Origin of the sequence: Aeromonas sp. 96A (assembly GCF_051919165.1) — a bacterium.
GTDB lineage: Bacteria > Pseudomonadota > Gammaproteobacteria > Enterobacterales > Aeromonadaceae > Aeromonas > Aeromonas veronii.
In genome coordinates, this window is record NZ_JBQBFE010000001.1 from 3,951,132 (window position 1) to 3,969,011 (window position 17,880).

Consider the following 17,880-nt stretch of genomic DNA (forward strand, 5'->3'; position numbering starts at 1 on the left):
ACTTCTGGATTGTACGTAGTTTTCTTTCAATAAAATGCGAATCACCTCTCTTTTTAGGTACTCGCGAAAAAAATTTTAAGTTTTTTATTGTAATTTTTTAATGAGAATTATTGGCATTCATCTATTCGGATAGAAATAGGTAATCCGAAGTGCGGCGGTGACCACGGCGGTGTTCTGATAATTCCAGACGAATTACAAGGGTTTCAAGGCGGGGGATTTGGCGGGTAATGTGAGATTACTCACTGAAAATTAAGCGCTATTTAGAAAAATAAAAGGGGCCTGTACGGCCCCTTTTGCTCATGCTCAAATGCGGAACATGCCGACCTGATTGCTCAGTTCACCCGAAATATTTTTAAGTTGTTCAGAGAGATGGCGTGAGCTGTCTGCATCTACTGCCAGTTCGTCCGAGACATCTTTCACTGCCTGAATGTTGCGACTTACCTCGTCGGTGACGGCCCGCTGCTCTTCAGCCGCGCTGGAGATCTGGGTCGCCATGTCGGAGATCTGGTTGATCGAGGTGGTGATCTGCTCCAGTGCATGGGTGGCGTTGTTGGCGTCATCCACGCTGTTCTGGGCCAGCAGCTGGCCTTCGTGCATGGTGCTGACCGCTCCCTGGGTATTGCGTTGCAGGGTTTCGATCATATTGCGGATCTCGACGGTGGAGCTGTGGGTACGCTGTGACAGGACGCGCACTTCGTCGGCTACCACCGCAAAGCCGCGGCCCTGTTCACCGGCACGGGCCGCTTCGATGGCGGCGTTGAGTGCCAGCAGGTTGGTCTGCTCGGCGATGCCCTGAATGGTGGAGAGGATGGTGTTGATCTCCTGAGCATTTTTCTCCAGTTCCTGAATGATGTTGGAGGCCTGTTCCACCTGGGTGGCCAGATCGGTGATGGAGCGCTGGTTGCGGGCGATCACCTGCTTGCCATGCTCGCAGCTGCTGGAGGAGCTGCGTGCCGCTTCGGCGGTCTGCTCGGCGTTGCTGGCGACCTCGACTGCGGTGGCTGACATCTCGTGTACCGCAGTGGCGATCTGGGAGATCTCGTTTTGCTGGCGTGCCAGCCCCTGATTGGCCTTCTCCGCCATGCTGTGGGAGGACTTGGCCTGCTGGTTGAGCTGGCCGGAGGAGTTGGAGATATCCTGCACCATCACATGGATCCGCTCGATGAAGGTGTTGACGTGTTTGGCAACCGCGCCTACTTCATCCTCACGTTCAATCTTGATCCGGCGGGTCAGATCGCCGTTGCCACGGGAGAGATCGGCAATCGCTTCGCCCAGGGTTTTCAGAGGGGCCAGTGAGCCGTTGATGGCGACATAGGAGAAGCCTGCCACGATCAGTATGGTGATAAGCCCCTGAATGAGGGAGGAGGTAACCATGCGGCGTACCGACTGGTAGGCGATCTCTTCATCCACCATCATGCCGTAATACCAGTTGGTATTGGGAATGGCATTAAAGTCGTAGACCTCTTTCTTGCCGCTGATCACCAGCTCGTTGATCATGCCGTCATGGGCGACCTGATTGATGTAGGCCGCAGTTAGTTCCGGTGCCAGAGCGGTAGCGGATTTCAGGCTCAGGGAGGCATCGGGGTGCGCGATGATGGTGCCATTGCTGTCCACCAGCATGGCGTAGGTGCCCTCGGTGGTGACCGCAAGAATGTCCGAGATCAGTGAGCTGATGGAGACGTCACCGGCGATGACCCCCTGGGTATTGCCGCGTTGGAACGGCTCGGCAATGGTGACAATCAGCTGGCCGGTGGAGATGTCGGCATAGGGGGCTGTGATGACCAGCTTGCCTGCGGCGGCCGCGTCCTTGTACCAGGGGCGTTGACGTGGGTCATAACCGGCGGGCAAATCGGTTGGTTTGCTCTGGATCATCTTGCCGTCTGCGGTACCGGCATAGACCAGGTCGAAGCCACCGGCATTCATGGACTGGGCCAGATGACTGATGGGCTCGTCTTCTTTGGCGAATGCTTCCTTGGTGGTGCTGACCATGCTGATCCGGGAGTCGACCCAGCGGGAGATCCCCTTGACGTTGGCCATGGAGCTTTCGTCGATGATGTTCCAGACCAGTCGCTGGGTCTCGCTGCGCAGTTGCGAGGTGTTGTACCAGACCTGCAGGCAGGTGATCACCAGGATGATGACCCCGATAGCCAGGACAAGCTTGTTTTTAATGGATAAGTTCATAGTTACATCCTTGTGAGCGTCAGTCTGAAGTGTGTGTGGAATCTAGTTATTGTTATGAGCCTCTGTTTATCGGCTGAAGTTGAACTCTTTGTATCCCGGTCAGCTATTTAAAGTTAGTGCCTAAATCAGTGGTTATCCATGCGCGTATCGCCCCCTCACTGTGTCAGAAAACGATCTGGTCGATTGGTGAAGATTCCATCGACCCCCATGCTAGAGAGCGTTTCATAATCTTCTGGATAATCAACGGTATAAACCAGAACTTTGAGCCCCCGGCGATGTGCATCATCGACCAGCGCGGCGTCGATAAAATCAACATCGCAATTGATGGACCAGGCTCCCAGCTTGTCGGCAAACTGCGCCAGGTTGAGCGGCAGGTTGGCGGTCAGGGCACCGAGCCGGATATCGGGCCGCAAGGCGGCAAATCGGGCCAGCTCCCGGTGATGGAAGGAGGAGACCACCCACTGCCCGGGAGTAAAGCCCAGCTCGGCTTCTGCCCGTCGGGTCAGGGCTGCCACCGTATCGGCGGTATGAGCCCCCTTGAGCTCGATGTGCAACTCGCAGCGTCCGGCGATGATCTCCATCACCTGCCACAGGGTCGGGATCACCTCTCCCTCACCGGCATCGAGCTGCTCCAGATAGGAGCGGGATTGCTCGGTCAGCACCCCCTTGCCGTTGGTGCAGCGCTCCAGCCGCCTGTCATGGAATACCCACAATTCGCCATCGGCCCCCTGCACGTCGATCTCGATGGCTGATGCTCCCAGCTCCAGCGCTTTGGCCATCGCCTTGAGAGTGTTTTCCGGTGCCAGACCGCTGGCGCCACGATGGGCAATAATCTGCATGTTCTGCTCCTTCTACCTCGCGGGTCAGCCGCGGCTCAGGTGAATGTCGATCTGTTGATGGGGCAGGGTAAGTCCCTGCTGCTGCATCTTCTCCAGCACCAGCGAGTGAACCTCGTGAGTGATGGGCATTCGATGATCCATGTTGTTGACGTAGAGGCGGATCTCGTAGATCAGCGCCGAGTCGGTGAATTCGATCAGGAACACCTCTGGCGTCGGTGTCTCCAATACCAGAGCTGATGCCTGGATGGACTCCTCCAGAATGCGCTGCACCAGTTTCGGATCCCGGGTCAGGCCGATCCGGATCTTCAGTTTGACCCGGGTGATGGCATCGGAGAGCGACCAGTTGATGAACTGTTCGGTGATGAAGGCCTTGTTGGGCACGATGATCTCCTTGCGATCCCAATCCACTATGGTGGTGGCCCGGGTCTTGATCTTGGTGACGGTGCCGGTGAGATCGCGGATGGTGACCGTGTCACCGAGCCGGATCGGCTTCTCAAACAGGATGATGAGGCCGGAGACAAAGTTGGCGAAGATCTCCTGCAGACCGAAACCCAACCCCACCGAGAGGGCGGCGACCAGCCACTGGGTCTTCGACCAGTCGATGCCGAGCATGGAGAAGCCGGTGAGGGCGCCGATCAGGATCACCAGATACTTGCTGGTGGTCGTGAGGGCAAAGCCGGTACCCGGGGAGAGGCTGAGGTGTTGCAGCAGGGTCAGCTCCATCAGCCCCGGCAGGTTGCGGGCAGTCACCACGGTCAGAATGAAAACGAAGGCGGTCAGCATCAGATCCTGCAAGGTGATGGCCGAGAGCTGCTCGATGCCGCCAATTTTGCTGCTCACCTGCCACACCTCGATATTGCTGAGGAAACTGAAGGCGGAGTTGAGATCCGACCATTGCACCACCACCAGCATGGTGAAGCCCAGCATCAGCAGGGTGCGCACCAGTCCCAGCGACTGGGCGCTGATGGTATCCAGATCCAGCTCAGTCTCTTCCACCACGTCCGGGGTCTCGGAGCTGAGCTCGTCATGCCCCTCTTCCCGGCCGCGCTGGGCCAGGATCTCGGCCCGCTTGCTCTTGGCACGCTCGAAGGCGAGGCGGCGGCGCTGGATCAGCATCCAGCGTCTGGCCAGATAGTAGACCAGCAGGCAACCCAGCCCCATCAGCAGGCTAAGCTCCAGCTGGCGCAGCAGGGTGCGCGAGGTATAGAAGTAGCCAAACAGAGCGCCAATCACCGCCAGCAGTGGCGCCAGCATCAGGCTGTTCCAGATGAAGTGGTGCAGCAGATGGGGCTTGGTCATGTCGGTCTGGCCCCAGGTGAGCGGCAGCCGCTCCCGGTTGAGGCGGGCAAAGAAGAGCAGCAGCCAGAGTGCACCGATCATGAAGGCCATCCGGCCGAGGGAGTCGTAGAAGGCGTGCTCCTGATAGCTGTTGGCCATCCCTTGCACAAAGAAACTCGGGATCAGCACCAGCAGCAGGGTGCGAAACTGCCCCCATACCTTTTGCACCTGTTCCCGGGGCCAGCGGAAGTGGTGGATCAAAATCCCCCGCTCCAGCGTCAGGTGGCGGGCCATCACCAGCGCCAGCAGCAGAAACCAGATCTCGCCAAGACCGCGCGCCACCGCCACCGCAAACGGGTATTGCCAGGCCCCTTCGAGCAGGCCGCGCACCATCAGTACCATGGCGGGCAAGGGGAGGGCAGCAAGTAGGGAGCGCAGCAGCAAGCGGCTGGTGAGGCTGAATTTGTCCTGAGTTACCTTGCCGATCCGCGGCGCAATATCGTCGCAATAGAGGCTCAGATGACGGGCCAGCTTGAACCAGCTCCAGGCCAGCACCAGCAGACCAATACCGGCTAGCGTGAGGCTCAGCGGGCTGTTTTCGGCGATGGCGTAGGGCAGTTGCAGCCAGTTATCCGGGTTGAAGGCCAGGGTCAGCGCGGCGGGAATGCCGAGCATCACCTGTGGGGTAAAGGGGCGCACATCGGGCATCCAGAACAGGTGGCTGGCGCTTATTTCGCGGATCTCGTCGATCTTGCTGTTCTGGCGACTGTAGAGCAGCTTGAGACGGGTCTGCTCCTGAATGAGGGTGTCTGAGGCGTCGTTGAGCCGGGTCAGCAGTTGGCGCCGGGCCTTGAGCAGGTTGTCGAGCACCGCTTGCTGCGGCCGATCCAGCGTCACCTCCTCTTCGGCCATCAGCTTGTCGCGCAGCTGGCGGGTATCCTTGAGCCCATCCTGCTCGCTCTCGTACTGGTACTTGGCCATGCGGGCGCTGACGATGGCGGACTCCAGCTTGTCGAGGGGGAACTGGGGGGGCAGATCGGAGAGTTTACTGCGCAGGTTCTCGCCGTAGGCATTACTGATCTGCAGCCACTCCAGCTGTTCGCGCACCGAGTTGACCAGCTCATTCAGCTCAAACAGATTCTTGTCGACGCTGCGCTGTTCATCCTGCACCCGCTCAATTTGATCTTCCAGTGTGCCGAGCTGGATAGAGAGCGCCTGATTCTGCTGTTGCTGCTCCAGCAGCAGCGGCATGTCGGTGGTGAGCTGTTTGCGCAGCCGTTCGCTCTCCTCCAGCGCCTGCTCAGTCTTCTCCCGCCGCAGCTGGTTCTGCTGGGTCAGCAGGCTGGCTTGCCACTCATCCTCGTCGGCGATGGCCAGATTGAGCTCCTGCAGTTTCAGTTTGCCGAGATCGTTGCGCTGCTGGGCCGAGAGCTGCTCCAGCTCCAGCATCTGGATCCGGTCGGAGAGACTCTGCTCCTTCATTCTGGTCAGCAGCAGTTGGGCCTCCTGCTGGCGATCCGATTCGCTGCTGAAGCTCAGTCGCTCCAGCTGGCTGCGGGTCAGTTGTAGCTGTTTGCGCAGATCGTCCACCCGCAGGTGATACTCCTGACCGGTGCTCTCCAGCTGGTTGAGGCTGTCCATCACCCCCTGCCGCTCCTTGCGCAGGTTGAGCTGGCGGTTGCTGCTCAAGCCAATGGCCTGGCGCAGCGCCTCCTCCTTGAGGCTCGCCAGCGGCGGGCGAGCGGCGGGCTGATAGTTGTGCAGGCTCTCCTTGAGGCGTGCCGACTCCTTGGGGTAATCGATAAGGATCTGTTGATAGGCTTTGCTCTGCTCCCGGTAACGCTCGGCCTCTCTGGCAAATTGCAGCGCCTGCTGGTAGCTCTCCCGCAGCTTCTGGTTTTCCGGGGTATCGCTCTTGGGCACGCTCTGCAACAGGGATTCGGCCTGGGCAATGGCATCGTCGGCGCGCACGGCTGGCGACAACAAGATAAGGGAGAGCAGCAAGAGGGTGAGCAGGCGTTGCAACATGAGGCTCGTTTCCGTTCAGAAGAGGTGGCCCTAGCCTAAAACAGGGCAGGGAGGCGGGTAAAGCAGTCTATATTAATGATTCATAACACAAATAACAGGAAGTCGTGCTGCCGTTTCGCTATGATCCCGGCCGCTTTCTCTCCACCGAGTCGAATATGTCAGCTGTTGATCTGGGCACAGCCCCGCTATCTCGCCTTTTCTGGCGTTACGTAACCCCGACCGTGGCGGCCATGCTGATCACCGGCATCTATGTCACCATCGATGGCATCTTCGTTGGCCATGTGCTGGGTCAGGATGGCATGGCCGGTTTGATGCTGGCTTATCCCATCTGCGCCGTGCTCTATGCGGTGGGGGCGCTGATCGGCATGGGGGCCTCGTCGCTGGTCTCCTTCTATCTGGGGCAGGGCAACCCGGCCAAAGCCCGCCACATCGTCGGCAATGCGCTGGTGATGGTGTTGCTGGCCTCGGCACTGCTCAGTTTTATCGGGATCCGCTATGGCGAGCCCATGCTGGCCTGGATGGGGGCTGAGGGGGAGATCTTCACCGCCGGGCTCTCCTACCTGCAGGCCTACGCCTGGCTGGGCGTCTTTGCGGTGCTGTCGATGGCGTTCAGCTCGCTGCTGCGCAACGATGGCCGCCCTGGCTTTGTCACCCTCATCATGGTAGTCGGGGGGCTGCTCAACGTGCTGCTCGACTATCTGCTGATGGTGGTGTTTCCGTTCGGACTGGCCGGGGTGGCGACGGCCACTATGCTCTCCCAGGCAGTGACGGGCCTTGCCTGCCTGTGGCACTTCTTCACACCGCGTAGCCAGCTGCGGATAAGCTGGGACACCTTGCGCCCCGATCTGCGGCTGATGGGCGAAACGGTGCGCCTCGGGGTCTCCAGTTTTCTGATGTACCTCTATCTCTCTGTGGTGCTGGCGCTGCACAACAAGGCGTTGCTGGCGGTCGGCACTTCGCTGCATGTGGCGGCCTACGGGGTGATCAGTTACACCGAGGCCTTCTTCTATCTGGTGTTTGAGGGGATCGCCATGGGTATCCAGCCCATCGCCAGCTTCAACGCGGGCGCCGGTCACTGGCGGCGGGTGCTGCGGATCCGCAATCTGGCACTCGGAGTGACGTTGGGGATCGCCCTGTGCGCCATGTTCCCGCTTTATCTGTGGCCGGAGGCTGCGGTCTATCTGTTTGCCGGCGACAACGCCACCCTGCTGCCGGTGGCGAGCCTCGGGATCTGGCTCTACTTCTGGGGGCTGCCGATGGAGGGCTTGCTGCTGGTGGGGGCCACCTACTTCCAGGCCATCAATCGGGCCCGCATCGCCTCCCTGCTCACCGGTGGCAAGCTGGTGCTGATCGGCGGTTTCTTGTGGGGGTTCTCGACCCTGTGGGGCGTGCCCGGGGTCTGGCTGGCATTGCCAACGTGCAGCTCATTGCTGGTGTTGGTGATGTGGCGGGCGATGCGTCGGGAGTCCGGCGCCCACGCGCTGGCCGGATAGGTAATCAGGTTCGACGTGCAGATAGCAGACAGGCAGCCATGGGCTGCCTGTTTTGTTAGAGGATATTTTGTTAACGGGCTCTGCCGATTCAGGGCTTGAAGGCGCCGATAAAGATGGCGGGATCGACCCGGGTGTCGTTGAGGCTGACGTTCCAGTGCATATGGGGGCCGGTGGCGCGACCGGTCGAACCGACTCGCCCGACGATGCCGCCACGCGGCAGGCTCTGGCCGAGCTTCACATCGATCTTTGACATGTGGCAGAACATGCTGATGAGCCCCTGACCGTGGTCGACAAAGACGGTATTGCCATTGAAGAAGTAGTTGCCTATCAGGATCACCTTGCCTGCGGCGGGGGACTTGATCGGGGTGCCGGCGCCGACTGCGAAGTCGAGGCCGGAATGGGGGTTGCGCTCCTCGCCATTGAAGAAGCGACGCAGGCCAAACGGGCTGGAGAGGGGGCCGTTGACCGGCTTGTCGAACAGCAGGTTGCTAGGCTGGTTGGGGCTGAAGGTCTGGTAAGCCCGGGTCTGCTCCGCCAGCTCGCGGTTGATGCGGGTCATATCCTCGGCGAGCGGATTGACCTGACGGCTGTTCTTGAGCTTGATGTGCTGCTCGCGGTAGTGCTTGGGGGTCACGGTGAAGCCGAGAGTACGGCCATCACCTGTGGTCAGTTGTTGGGCACCGGGCGTGCTTTTCAGAGAGATGCCGACGATGGCGATCCACTGGTTGTCTTCGCGCACCACCAGCACGGGTTTGTCGTGATAGCGGGCCGTGGGGGCAGTGGGTGACGCGCCAAGAGGGATCACCGCAACGCCACCTGGCACCGGATGGTTGAGCAGACGGCTGATAAAACCCTCGGCCAGGGCCGACTGGCTGGCCAGTAACAACAACAGACAACACACAACTCTCATGACGATACCACTCGATGTTAAAACGCCCGGGATGGCGGGATGACAACCCCCTGTCCGGCATTCGTCGATCACTAAAGGGTGACCACGGCACGCTGGCCACGACAGGCGCGGCTGGGGAAGGGGGCAGATTGTGCCTCGTTATGGTCGGGGCAGCCAGAGGCGGGGCGTGGCTGACGCCCCTTTTGTGTATCGCTGCGTCAGGTTTTATGTCGTGGTCGGGCCGCTTCGCCATTGAGTCGCCCCCTCCCTGGCTCTAGAATCGGCTTCCGGCACTGATGCCACCGACACTCCGAGGAGACGATATGAACGGATTACCCCCTTTGCGCACCACTCCGGCCCGGTACACGACAGGTCGTGGCTGGCTCTGGGTTCGCAGCGGGTTCGATATCTTCAACAAGGGGATGGGGATCAGCGTGGCCATGGTGCTGGTCTGGTTTATGGTGGGCATGCTGCTGGAGCAACTGCCGGCGGGTGGCCTTATCTCCCAGCTGCTCTACATGGTGTGGGGCGCGGGTTGGGTGGCGGTTGCCGCTCGGGGTTATCGGGGGGAGCCGCTGCAGTTTGCCGATCTCTTCGCCGGTTTTCGCCACAAGCTGACTCCGCTGATGCTAGGTGGTCTGCTGGTGTTGCTGCTGTTCAGCTTGGTGGGCCTCGTCTGTCTCGGTCTGCTCTCCATGTGGGGGCTGCTCCCGCTGCTGACGCAGGATCCCGAGAGCATGGTGGTCTCTGCCAGCCAGTTGCAACAACTGCTGCTGGTGTTGCTGGTGGGGATGCTGCTTATCATTCCCGTGCTGATGGGGGTCACCTTTGCTCCGGCGCTGATCTACCACCACGATATAGGCATCATCCAGGCGGTACGCCTGAGCTTCTTCGGCTGCTGGCGCAATATGTGGCCCTTCTTCTGGTGGGGGCTGCTCTCAGCCATGTTGTTGCTGTTTGGCGCTGTGCTGTTGCTGGTAGGTCTGCTGGTGGTGATCCCGGCGCTCAACTACTCCATCTATGTGGCTTATCGGGATATTTTCCTGGACGAGAGTGCGCAGCCGGAAGCGCCGCACTCAGAACCATTCGGATTTGAAGCCTGATCAAGGGATCAGAGTGAAGAAGGGGCCCGCAGCGGCCCCTTCTTCATGATCGGGTTTGAGGTGTGCTCACTCCTGCCAGATGGGATCCGCCGCCATGCGGGCCAGCAGAAAATCGAGGAAGCTGCGCAGCAGTGGCGACATCTGCTTGCGGGTGGCATACACCCCGTAGACCCCGAGGCGCTTGGGTTGCCAGTCGGTCAGCAGGGGCACCAGTTCCCCACGCTCCAGATAGGGTTGTGCCGAGTAGCGGGGTTGCAGGCTGATCCCTGCGCCTTCCAACGTTGCTTCCAGAAGCAGGTTGGAGATATTGGCGCTCAGGTTACCGCTGACCGGCACTGACTCGGGACCGTCCGGTCCATTGAACTCCCACAGGCTCTTGCCAAAGTAGGTGTAGGTGAGGCAGTTGTGCAGCGCCAAATCCTGCACCTTGTGTGGCATTGGATGACGGGCCAGATAGGTCGGGCTGGCACAGACTACCGAGTGGCAGGTGCCGAGACGGCGTGCCACCAGATTGGGGTCGAGGTCGTTGGTGATGCGCACCGCCAGATCGATCCGCTCCTCTACCAGATTGACGGTTCTGTCGAGCAGCAGAATGTCGATGGCCGTCCCCGGGTATTGCGCCAGATAGTCGTTGGCCGCCCCGACCAGCAGCGCTTCTGACAGGGAGTAGCTGCTGGTGATCCGCAGTTGTCCCTTGGGGGCGTCATCTCCCTTCACGGCGATCTGCTCCATCTCTTCGCCGAGTGCCAGCATGGCGCGGGCCCGGTTCAGCGCCTCCTCTCCTGGCCCTGTCAGGCTCAAACGACGGGTGGTGCGGTGCAGCAGGCGGGCACCCATCCAGCTCTCCAGCTCGGCCAGATAGCGCGACACCATGGCGCGCGACATATCCAGTTTCTCTCCGGCGCCGCTCAGGCTTCCTTGTTCGACTACGCTGACAAAGACCCGCAAGGCGGTCAGTCGATCCATGTACGGCTCTCTATATGTTCGATATGTGCAACAGTGATGCGCTTTTTATGCTGTATTTGCACCTTAAGTGATCCAATACACTGTGTCCATCAAATGAACCCCCGAATACTTAATGAGGAATAGATGATGAACAACACCCTGATCCGCAACCTGACTCTGGCGACCACCCTGCTGAGTGGCGCCGCACTGGCCGCCCCCCTGAGCGTGACCGTCTACAACCCTGGCGAGAAGGCGATCTTCCCGGTCTCCTCCTCACTGGTGACCGGTGACAAAGAGGCGATCCTGATCGATGCCCAATTCGATGTGCAAAATGGTCAGGCGCTGGTCGACATGATCAAGAAGAGTGGCAAGAAGCTGACCACTGTCTATATCAGTGCCGGTGACCCCGACTTCTACTTCGGTCTGGAGCCAGTTATGGCGGCGTTCCCGGATGTCAAAGTGCTGGCCGATCAGCATGTGGTTGACCATATCAACCAGACCAAGGATGCCAAGCTGAGCTACTGGAGCCCAATCCTCGGGAAGGGCGCACCGAAGAGCCTGACCGTGCCGCAAGTGATGACCGCCAGCCACCTGACGCTGGATGGCGAGAAGATTGAAATCAAGGAGATGAATACCCCGAATGCCTACCTCTGGGCCCCTTCCATCAAGACTGCTTTTGGTGGTGTACCGGTCTACCACGGGGTACATGTCTGGATGGCGGACAGCCAGACCAAGGCGGCCCGCAGTAACTGGGTCAAGGCGCTGGATAACCTGCTGGCCCTGAAACCCGAGCGCGTGGTACCGGGCCACTTCCTGGGGACTGCTCCCAAAGGCACTGCTGCTGTGACCTTTACCCGTGACTATGTAGAGCGTTTCGAACAGGAGCTGGCCAAGGCGAAAAACTCCGGTGAGCTGATTGAGGCTCTGAAGAAAGCCTATCCGGCACTGCCGGTTGACGATGGTCTGGCCATCGGTGCCAAGGTCAATACCGGCGAGATGAAGTGGTAAGCCACTGAGCCTGCTTTCCCTGTGTTTTTTACCGGGCCTAAGGGCCCGGTTTTTTATCCGAGATTGAAGTGAGAATGAAGATGAGCGAACAACAAACCACCCTCCATTATGTCTATGACCCGCTCTGTGGCTGGTGCTACGGTGCCGCCCCCCTGTTGCAGGCGGCAGCCACCATTGCTGGGCTCAAGATCGAGCTGCATGCGGGCGGTCTCTGGCTGGGTAGTCGCCGTCAGCCTATGGGCGAGGCATTGCGTGATTATGTGCGCCCCCATGATCAGCGGATCGAGGCGCTGACCGGCCAGCATTTTGGCGAGCGCTACTTTAACGAACTGCTGCTGCGGGAGGGCTGTCTGCTGGACTCCGAGTCGCCGATCCGTGCGGTTTTGGCCGTCACGGCGTTGGGGGGCGATGGGCTGGTCATGTTGCACCGGATCCAGCAATCCCACTATCGGGACGGGATCTGGATTGGTGAGCCTGCGTTTCTTGCCACGCTGGCGGCAGAGCAGGGGATTGCAGCCGAGGCATTCCAGCAAGCTTATCTGCAGGCCCCCTTGCTGCAACATCTGGCAGATAGCCAGGGCTGGATGAAACGGCTGGGCGGTCAGGGTTATCCCACCCTTGGGTTGATGCACAACGGTAAGGTGAGTGCTGTGCGAGTGGCTGACTTTTTGGGCGATCCTGCCGGGTTGCGTCAGCATCTTCTAGAGTTGATGGAATAGTTATTAGAATGTGAACGGACAAGGTCTCTTTAGAAGTGGAGTGAACGGGCCGATATTCCTGTATGCAGAAGCGATATGAAAGCCTTCGACTTTCTGCTTGCAGACTATGCTCTATGTGACCATTCCCGGCGGATGTTGCGGGAGTGCAGACTCATTTCAAGGAAGCCCCCATATGTTCAAAAACATGTCTATCGGCCAGAAACTGAGTGCCGGATTCGCCATCCTGGCACTGCTGGTACTGGGCTTGGCCTGGTTCTCCATCAGCCAGTTGGCAAAGCTCTATGGTGATACCGAAACCATAACTGACAACCTGCTCCCGTCAACCCGCTATGCCAGCCAAATGCATGTTGCCATTCTGGATGCGCGCCGCTCTGAGTTGGCCCAGGTTATCGGTGGCCTGAATAAGGATGATCAAGAGGTAAGCGATCGCACCCTGACCTTCAATAAGGCCAGGCAGGAATTTGAGCAAGCAGCCCAAAAATACGGCGCTTTAGCTTTCACTACAGGTGAAGAGAAACAGGTTTATGAGCAGGTGGTTGCGGCGGGGGCCAAGTATTTTGCGGTGCATGACCAACTGTTGAGCGCCTTCGCTGCTGGCGATCTGGAGCGAGTCAGAAGTCTGCGCAAAAACGAAACCCGGGTCGCGCTGGAGGAGGTGGGAGCAAAATCCTTCCGCCTGCGGGAAATCAATAACGAGATTGCGGCCCAGATGACAAAAGATGTGGAGGCGCTCTACAGCAGTGCCAGAACCATGAGCGTCATTGTCAGTCTGGTGACGCTGGGTTTTGTGGTGGCAATTGCCTGGCTGCTGACCGGTCAGATCCGCAATCCGGTGATGGCGTTGCTGGAACAGACCCGGCGGGTCTCCTCTGGTGATCTCACCTCCCGCATCGATATGCAGCAGTTCAACAATGATGAACTGGGAACCCTTGCCAAAGGGTTTGGTGAGATGCAGACCAATCTGCGCACCCTAGTGAGTGAAGTGTCGGGCTCTGTGGTTCAACTGAGTTCCGCCGCGGAAGAGATCAGCTCTGTTGCCAGCCAGTCAGCCAACAATATGAATGCCCAACAACATGAACTGAACCAGCTGGCGACGGCGATGAACGAGATGCAGGCTACGGTGCAGGAGGTCTCGCGCAACACCAGCGATGCGGCCAGTGCCGCCACCTCTGCCAGTGAGACGGCCGAACTTGGTGCGCAAACGGTGAATGACTCCATTCAACGTATTGAACGGGTCGCCGGTGCTATCGAGAGCACTGCGGTAGTGATCCGCCAACTGGGCGATGACAGCCGTAATATCGGCATGGTGCTGGAGGTGATCCGCGGTATTGCCGAACAGACCAACCTGCTGGCATTGAACGCGGCGATTGAAGCGGCCCGTGCCGGTGAGCAGGGACGGGGGTTTGCGGTGGTGGCCGATGAGGTGCGTACTCTGGCCAAGCGCACTCAGGACTCCACCTCCCAGATCAACACCATCATTGCCGAGTTGCAGCAGCGTGCCGAACAGGCCGGCAGTACCATGCAACAGAGTCAGGAGCTGATGAACACCACGGTTGCTACCGCGCGGGAAGCGGGCGAGTCCATCTCCCAGATCAGTGGTTCGGTCAGCAGCATCTCCCACATGAACATCCAGATTGCAACGGCCACCGAAGAGCAGGGAGCGGTGAGCGAGGAGCTCAACCGCAACGTGGTCAATATCAGCCATGCTTCCGAAGAGGTGGCCGCTGGTGCCACCCAGATGGCTCAGGCGTGCAACGAGCTGAACCATTTGGCTACCCAGTTGCAGGATATGGTGCGCCGTTTCAGGGTGTAATCCCTCGGCGAGCCAAACAGCCCGATTACCGCAAGGTGATCGGGCTTTTCTGTTTTGGAGGGGTAGCCAGAGAGGCTCACTGCAAGTGGATGACTTGTCCCGCCGGACGATATTGTGCATGCTGATGGCCCATTTTCCAGGCAGGACTCTTGCTGTATGAATCTTCGCGATCTCGAATATCTGGTGGCGCTGGATGAGGAAAAACATTTTCGCAAAGCCGCTGAACGCTGCTTTGTCAGTCAACCCACCCTGAGCGGCCAGCTGCGCAAGCTGGAGGATGAACTCGGGGTCATTCTGATCGAACGTACCTCGCGCAAGGTGCTGTTTACTCCGGCTGGTGATGCCATGGCCCATCAGGCGCGTCGCGTGCTCAAGGAGGTGCGCGAGCTCAAGAGCATCGGTCAGCACTTCTCCGAGCCGATGTCCGGGGAGATCCATATCGGTTTTATTCCGACCGTGGGCCCCTACCTGTTGCCCCGCATTATCCAGACCCTGCGTGAGCGTTTTCCCCAGCTGGAGTTCTACCTTTACGAGGAGCAGACCCAAACCCTGCTCAAACGGCTGGAAGAGGGGGAGCTGGATTGTGTCATTCTGGCCGAGATGCCGGGGATGGAGGGGTTTGGTTCAATCCAGCTCTACCACGAGCCGATGTGGTTGGCGGTGCCTTGCCATCACCCCGAAGCACAGGCCAGACAGGTACCGCTTGGCAATCTCAAGGGCAAGAAATTGCTGATGCTGGCTGATGGCCACTGTTTGCGGGATCAGGCGATGGGATTCTGTTTCGCCGGCGGGATAGGTGAGGATCAACGCTTCAAGGGGACCAGTCTCGAGACCCTGCGCAACATGGTGGCCGCCGGTAGCGGCATGACCCTGGTGCCAAAGTTGGCCGTACCTGCCGATCATGATGAGGGTGGGGTGAGCTATCGGCCCGTGGTTGACCCTGTGCCGGGGCGAACCATCTCGCTGCTCTATCGTCACTACTCGGTGCGTCGCCCCTGCTTCAATGAGTTAGCCGCCTCGATCGCCACACTGATGAGCAAGCAGTTGGCCCAATAAAAAAACCGGCAGCCAAGGCTGCCGGTTTTGCTTCTGCCGCAAGAGCAGCTTAGAAGATATCGTCGGTTGAGACAGGCCCTTCCACATCGGGGTTGTCACCACCGTAGACCTGATTGCCATCCGAGCTCGGTGCTGCGTAGCGGGTCGGTTCGGTCCCTTCCTTGAAGTATTCGTCGGTGCCGCCACTGGTCGCCAGCAGTCCGGTTTCGCTATCAATCTTCACCGTCATGATCCCTTCGGGAACCGGCATCTTGTGCTCAGGCAGCTTTTTGAGGGCGACGTTCATGAAGTCGATCCAGATAGGCTGCGCGGCGCCGCCACCAAACTCGGCACGGCCAAGGCCACGCTGGTGGTTGTCAAAACCGATCCATGAGGTAGCAACGATCTCCGGGGTGTAGCCGGAGAACCAGGCATCCCGCGATTCGTTGGTGGTACCGGTTTTACCGGAGATGTCGTGACGTTTCAGGTCGCGGGCTGCACGCCAGCCGGTACCACGCCAGCCGTTGCCACCCCAGATGGCTGTGCTCAGGGTGTCGGTGATCAGGAACGCACTCTGGGCACTGATGGTATGCGGGGCGATGGTTGGCGCGAGAGGGGTCTGAGTGCCATCTTGTGCGGCTCCATCAACAGTTGGCTCCGGCAGTGTGCTCTGCTCGGGTGCAGCCTGCTGTTCGCAGGTGGTGCACGCAATAGCAGGGTTGGCCTGATAGAGGGTGTTCTCAAGACTGTCGGTCACTTTGTCGATGAAGTATGGGGTCACCAGGAAGCCACCGTTGGCCAGAACCGAGTAACCACGCACTACCTCGAGGGGGGTGAATTCGGCAGCACCCAGCGCCAGCGACTCATGGGGAGAGATGAAGTCGCGGGGGAAGCCAAAGCGTGTCAGACCGTCGATATAGGTATCCAGACCGATGGCGCGCATCAGTCGAACCGACATCACGTTCTTGGACTTGGCCAGTCCCAGGCGTAGCGGGGTGGGGCCATCATAAACGGCCGGGGAGTTCTTGGGCTGCCACATGGGCCCTTTTGACGGATCCCATTGGTTGATCGGCGCATCGTTGATGAGCGACGCCAGGGTATAGCCGTGCTCCAGCGCGGTCGCATAGAGGAAAGGCTTGATATTGGAACCGATCTGGCGACGCGCCTGATCGACCCGGTTGAATTTGGAGAGTTCGAAGCTGAAGCCGCCAACCACTGCTTCCAGCGCGCCATTTTTCGGGTTCATGGCGACCAGCGCGGCGTTCACATCCGGAATTTGAGCCAGCAGCAACTCTTCGCCCTCTTCCCGTACCCAGATTTGGGCGCCGACTTTCAGCACATCGCGCGCCGATTTTGGGGCATAGCTCTGACGGTCGTCGGTAATAAAGGAGCGAGCCCATTTGATGCCATTCCAGCCGAGCTCTGCCTCCTTGCCATTCTTCAGTACCAGCGTGGCGCTGCGATCACCGAGCTTGGTCACGACCGCCGCCATCAGCGGATCATAAGTGGGCTGCTTGCCAAGGTGAGCGACGATCTGCTCGTAATCCCAGGCTGTCTCGCCAGCCTTCCATAACTGAGCCGTCGGGCCGCGATAGCCGTGGCGCATATCATAGGCAAAAACGCCATCCAGCAGTGCCTGTCTTGCCGCCCGCTGACGCTCGGCAGAGACGGTAGTGTAGACGTGCAGGCCCATGGTGTAGGCATCTTCACCGAACTGCTCGACCATCTTCTGGCGCACCATTTCCCCCAGATAGGGGGCGTGCAGGGTCACTTCGGCGCCGTGAAAACGTGCCTTGATCGGCATCTTGGATGCTTCGTCAAACTGGGCCTGGGTGATCTTGCCGGTTTCCAGCATCCGGCCCAGCACAACGTTGCGGCGAGCAAAGGCGCGCTCGGGGGAGCGGATGGGGTTGAGCATGGAGGGAGCTTTCGGCAGACCGGCAATGATGGCGATCTCGTCCAGTCCCAGATCCTTGACCTCTTTACCAAAGTAAACCTGTGCCGCCGCACCGATCCCGAAGGAGCGATAACCGAGAGGGATCTTGTTGAGGTACAGTTCGAGGATCTCGTCTTTTGAGAGATTCTGTTCGATCCGCCAAGCCAGGAAGACCTCCTTGATCTTGCGGATGATGGTCTTCTCATTGCTCAGGAAGAAGTTGCGGGCAACCTGCTGGGTGATGGTACTGGCCCCCTGACGGGCATGGCCGGAAACAGCCCAGACGGATGCTGCTCGAATGATACCAATCGGGTCAATGCCCGGGTGCTCATAGAAACGTGCATCTTCGGTCGCCAGTACGGCATCGATCATGGGTTGCGGAATTTCGTCCAGACGCAGCGGAATGCGACGAATTTCGCCATATTGGGCGATCAACTCCCCATCCCGGCTGTAAACCCGCATCGGGGTTGCCAGCTTGACGTCACGCAGTGCGGTGACATCGGGCAGTTGGGGTTTGATATAGAAGTAGATACCGATGAGGCTGGCAACACCCAGCACAGCACCCAGCATCATGACAATAAACAGGCGAACGAGCCATTTCAGCATGGAAGAA

General features: G+C 59.2%; 12 protein-coding genes. 6 read left to right on the forward strand and 6 right to left on the reverse strand.

The features are described from left to right. Nucleotides 1–303: 303 nt before the first annotated feature. The 3 genes from ACTG2W_RS18370 to mscM all read right to left on the reverse strand — a co-directional run bounded on the left by ACTG2W_RS18370 (nt 304) and on the right by mscM (nt 6,326). Complete coding sequence (locus ACTG2W_RS18370) at nt 304–2,181, reverse strand: methyl-accepting chemotaxis protein (RefSeq protein ID WP_021229777.1); 1,878 nt, start codon at nt 2,179–2,181, stop codon at nt 304–306. Nucleotides 2,182–2,336: 155 nt separating this feature from the next. Further along, nucleotides 2,337–3,020, reverse strand: a complete 684-nt coding sequence (locus tag ACTG2W_RS18375) for a glycerophosphodiester phosphodiesterase (protein WP_421309098.1) — start codon at nt 3,018–3,020, stop codon at nt 2,337–2,339. 24 nt (nt 3,021–3,044) lie between these two features. Then, on the reverse strand, nt 3,045–6,326 hold the full coding sequence (mscM, locus tag ACTG2W_RS18380; protein ID WP_106842803.1) for a miniconductance mechanosensitive channel MscM: 3,282 nt from the start codon (nt 6,324–6,326) through the stop codon (nt 3,045–3,047). 155 nt (nt 6,327–6,481) lie between these two features. Here mscM and ACTG2W_RS18385 point away from each other — a divergent pair, with 155 nt between their 5' ends. Then, nucleotides 6,482–7,819, forward strand: a complete 1,338-nt coding sequence (locus ACTG2W_RS18385) for an MATE family efflux transporter (RefSeq protein WP_106842912.1) — start codon at nt 6,482–6,484, stop codon at nt 7,817–7,819. An 88-nt stretch (nt 7,820–7,907) separates the two neighbouring features. Here ACTG2W_RS18385 and ACTG2W_RS18390 read toward each other — a convergent pair whose 3' ends face one another. Next, the gene (locus ACTG2W_RS18390; protein ID WP_101529520.1) at nt 7,908–8,729 is read right to left on the reverse strand and encodes a peptidoglycan DD-metalloendopeptidase family protein; all 822 of its coding nucleotides are present in this window, start codon (nt 8,727–8,729) and stop codon (nt 7,908–7,910) included. Nucleotides 8,730–9,031: 302 nt separating this feature from the next. On the opposite strand from ACTG2W_RS18390, the gene ACTG2W_RS18395 reads away from it, so the two are divergent. Further along, nucleotides 9,032–9,811 carry a BPSS1780 family membrane protein gene (locus ACTG2W_RS18395; RefSeq protein WP_005362278.1) on the forward strand — a complete coding sequence of 260 codons (780 nt, stop codon included), beginning with the start codon at nt 9,032–9,034 and terminating at the stop codon, nt 9,809–9,811. Between the two features lie 66 nt (nt 9,812–9,877). Here ACTG2W_RS18395 and ACTG2W_RS18400 read toward each other — a convergent pair whose 3' ends face one another. Beyond that, complete coding sequence (locus tag ACTG2W_RS18400) at nt 9,878–10,777, reverse strand: LysR family transcriptional regulator (RefSeq protein ID WP_106842802.1); 900 nt, start codon at nt 10,775–10,777, stop codon at nt 9,878–9,880. Nucleotides 10,778–10,903: 126 nt separating this feature from the next. Here ACTG2W_RS18400 and ACTG2W_RS18405 point away from each other — a divergent pair, with 126 nt between their 5' ends. The 4 genes from ACTG2W_RS18405 to oxyR all read left to right on the forward strand — a co-directional run bounded on the left by ACTG2W_RS18405 (nt 10,904) and on the right by oxyR (nt 15,352). Beyond that, nucleotides 10,904–11,764, forward strand: a complete 861-nt coding sequence (locus ACTG2W_RS18405; protein WP_005335035.1) for a Vmh family MBL fold metallo-hydrolase — start codon at nt 10,904–10,906, stop codon at nt 11,762–11,764. Nucleotides 11,765–11,838: 74 nt separating this feature from the next. Then, nucleotides 11,839–12,483, forward strand: a complete 645-nt coding sequence (locus ACTG2W_RS18410) for a DsbA family protein (RefSeq protein WP_019446347.1) — start codon at nt 11,839–11,841, stop codon at nt 12,481–12,483. A 172-nt stretch (nt 12,484–12,655) separates the two neighbouring features. Next, entirely contained in the window at nt 12,656–14,296 is a 1,641-nt protein-coding gene (locus tag ACTG2W_RS18415; protein WP_019446348.1) for a methyl-accepting chemotaxis protein, read from the forward strand. 156 nt (nt 14,297–14,452) lie between these two features. Next, nucleotides 14,453–15,352 carry a DNA-binding transcriptional regulator OxyR gene (gene oxyR, locus ACTG2W_RS18420; protein WP_005354003.1) on the forward strand — a complete coding sequence of 300 codons (900 nt, stop codon included), beginning with the start codon at nt 14,453–14,455 and terminating at the stop codon, nt 15,350–15,352. Between the two features lie 49 nt (nt 15,353–15,401). Here oxyR and ACTG2W_RS18425 read toward each other — a convergent pair whose 3' ends face one another. Then, entirely contained in the window at nt 15,402–17,873 is a 2,472-nt protein-coding gene (locus ACTG2W_RS18425) for a penicillin-binding protein 1A (protein WP_106842801.1), read from the reverse strand. Nucleotides 17,874–17,880 lie beyond the last annotated feature (7 nt).

What these genes read in the sequence shown, in the direction of transcription:
- ACTG2W_RS18370 (WP_021229777.1), bottom strand. Translation starts at nt 2,181, where the DNA reads ATGAACTTATCCATTAAAAACAAGCTTGTCCTGGCTATCGGGGTCATC.
- ACTG2W_RS18375 (WP_421309098.1), bottom strand. Translation starts at nt 3,020, where the DNA reads ATGCAGATTATTGCCCATCGTGGCGCCAGCGGTCTGGCACCGGAAAAC.
- mscM (WP_106842803.1), bottom strand. Translation starts at nt 6,326, where the DNA reads ATGTTGCAACGCCTGCTCACCCTCTTGCTGCTCTCCCTTATCTTGTTG.
- ACTG2W_RS18385 (WP_106842912.1), top strand. Translation starts at nt 6,482, where the DNA reads ATGTCAGCTGTTGATCTGGGCACAGCCCCGCTATCTCGCCTTTTCTGG.
- ACTG2W_RS18390 (WP_101529520.1), bottom strand. Translation starts at nt 8,729, where the DNA reads ATGAGAGTTGTGTGTTGTCTGTTGTTGTTACTGGCCAGCCAGTCGGCC.
- ACTG2W_RS18395 (WP_005362278.1), top strand. Translation starts at nt 9,032, where the DNA reads ATGAACGGATTACCCCCTTTGCGCACCACTCCGGCCCGGTACACGACA.
- ACTG2W_RS18400 (WP_106842802.1), bottom strand. Translation starts at nt 10,777, where the DNA reads ATGGATCGACTGACCGCCTTGCGGGTCTTTGTCAGCGTAGTCGAACAA.
- ACTG2W_RS18405 (WP_005335035.1), top strand. Translation starts at nt 10,904, where the DNA reads ATGAACAACACCCTGATCCGCAACCTGACTCTGGCGACCACCCTGCTG.
- ACTG2W_RS18410 (WP_019446347.1), top strand. Translation starts at nt 11,839, where the DNA reads ATGAAGATGAGCGAACAACAAACCACCCTCCATTATGTCTATGACCCG.
- ACTG2W_RS18415 (WP_019446348.1), top strand. Translation starts at nt 12,656, where the DNA reads ATGTTCAAAAACATGTCTATCGGCCAGAAACTGAGTGCCGGATTCGCC.
- oxyR (WP_005354003.1), top strand. Translation starts at nt 14,453, where the DNA reads ATGAATCTTCGCGATCTCGAATATCTGGTGGCGCTGGATGAGGAAAAA.
- ACTG2W_RS18425 (WP_106842801.1), bottom strand. Translation starts at nt 17,873, where the DNA reads ATGCTGAAATGGCTCGTTCGCCTGTTTATTGTCATGATGCTGGGTGCT.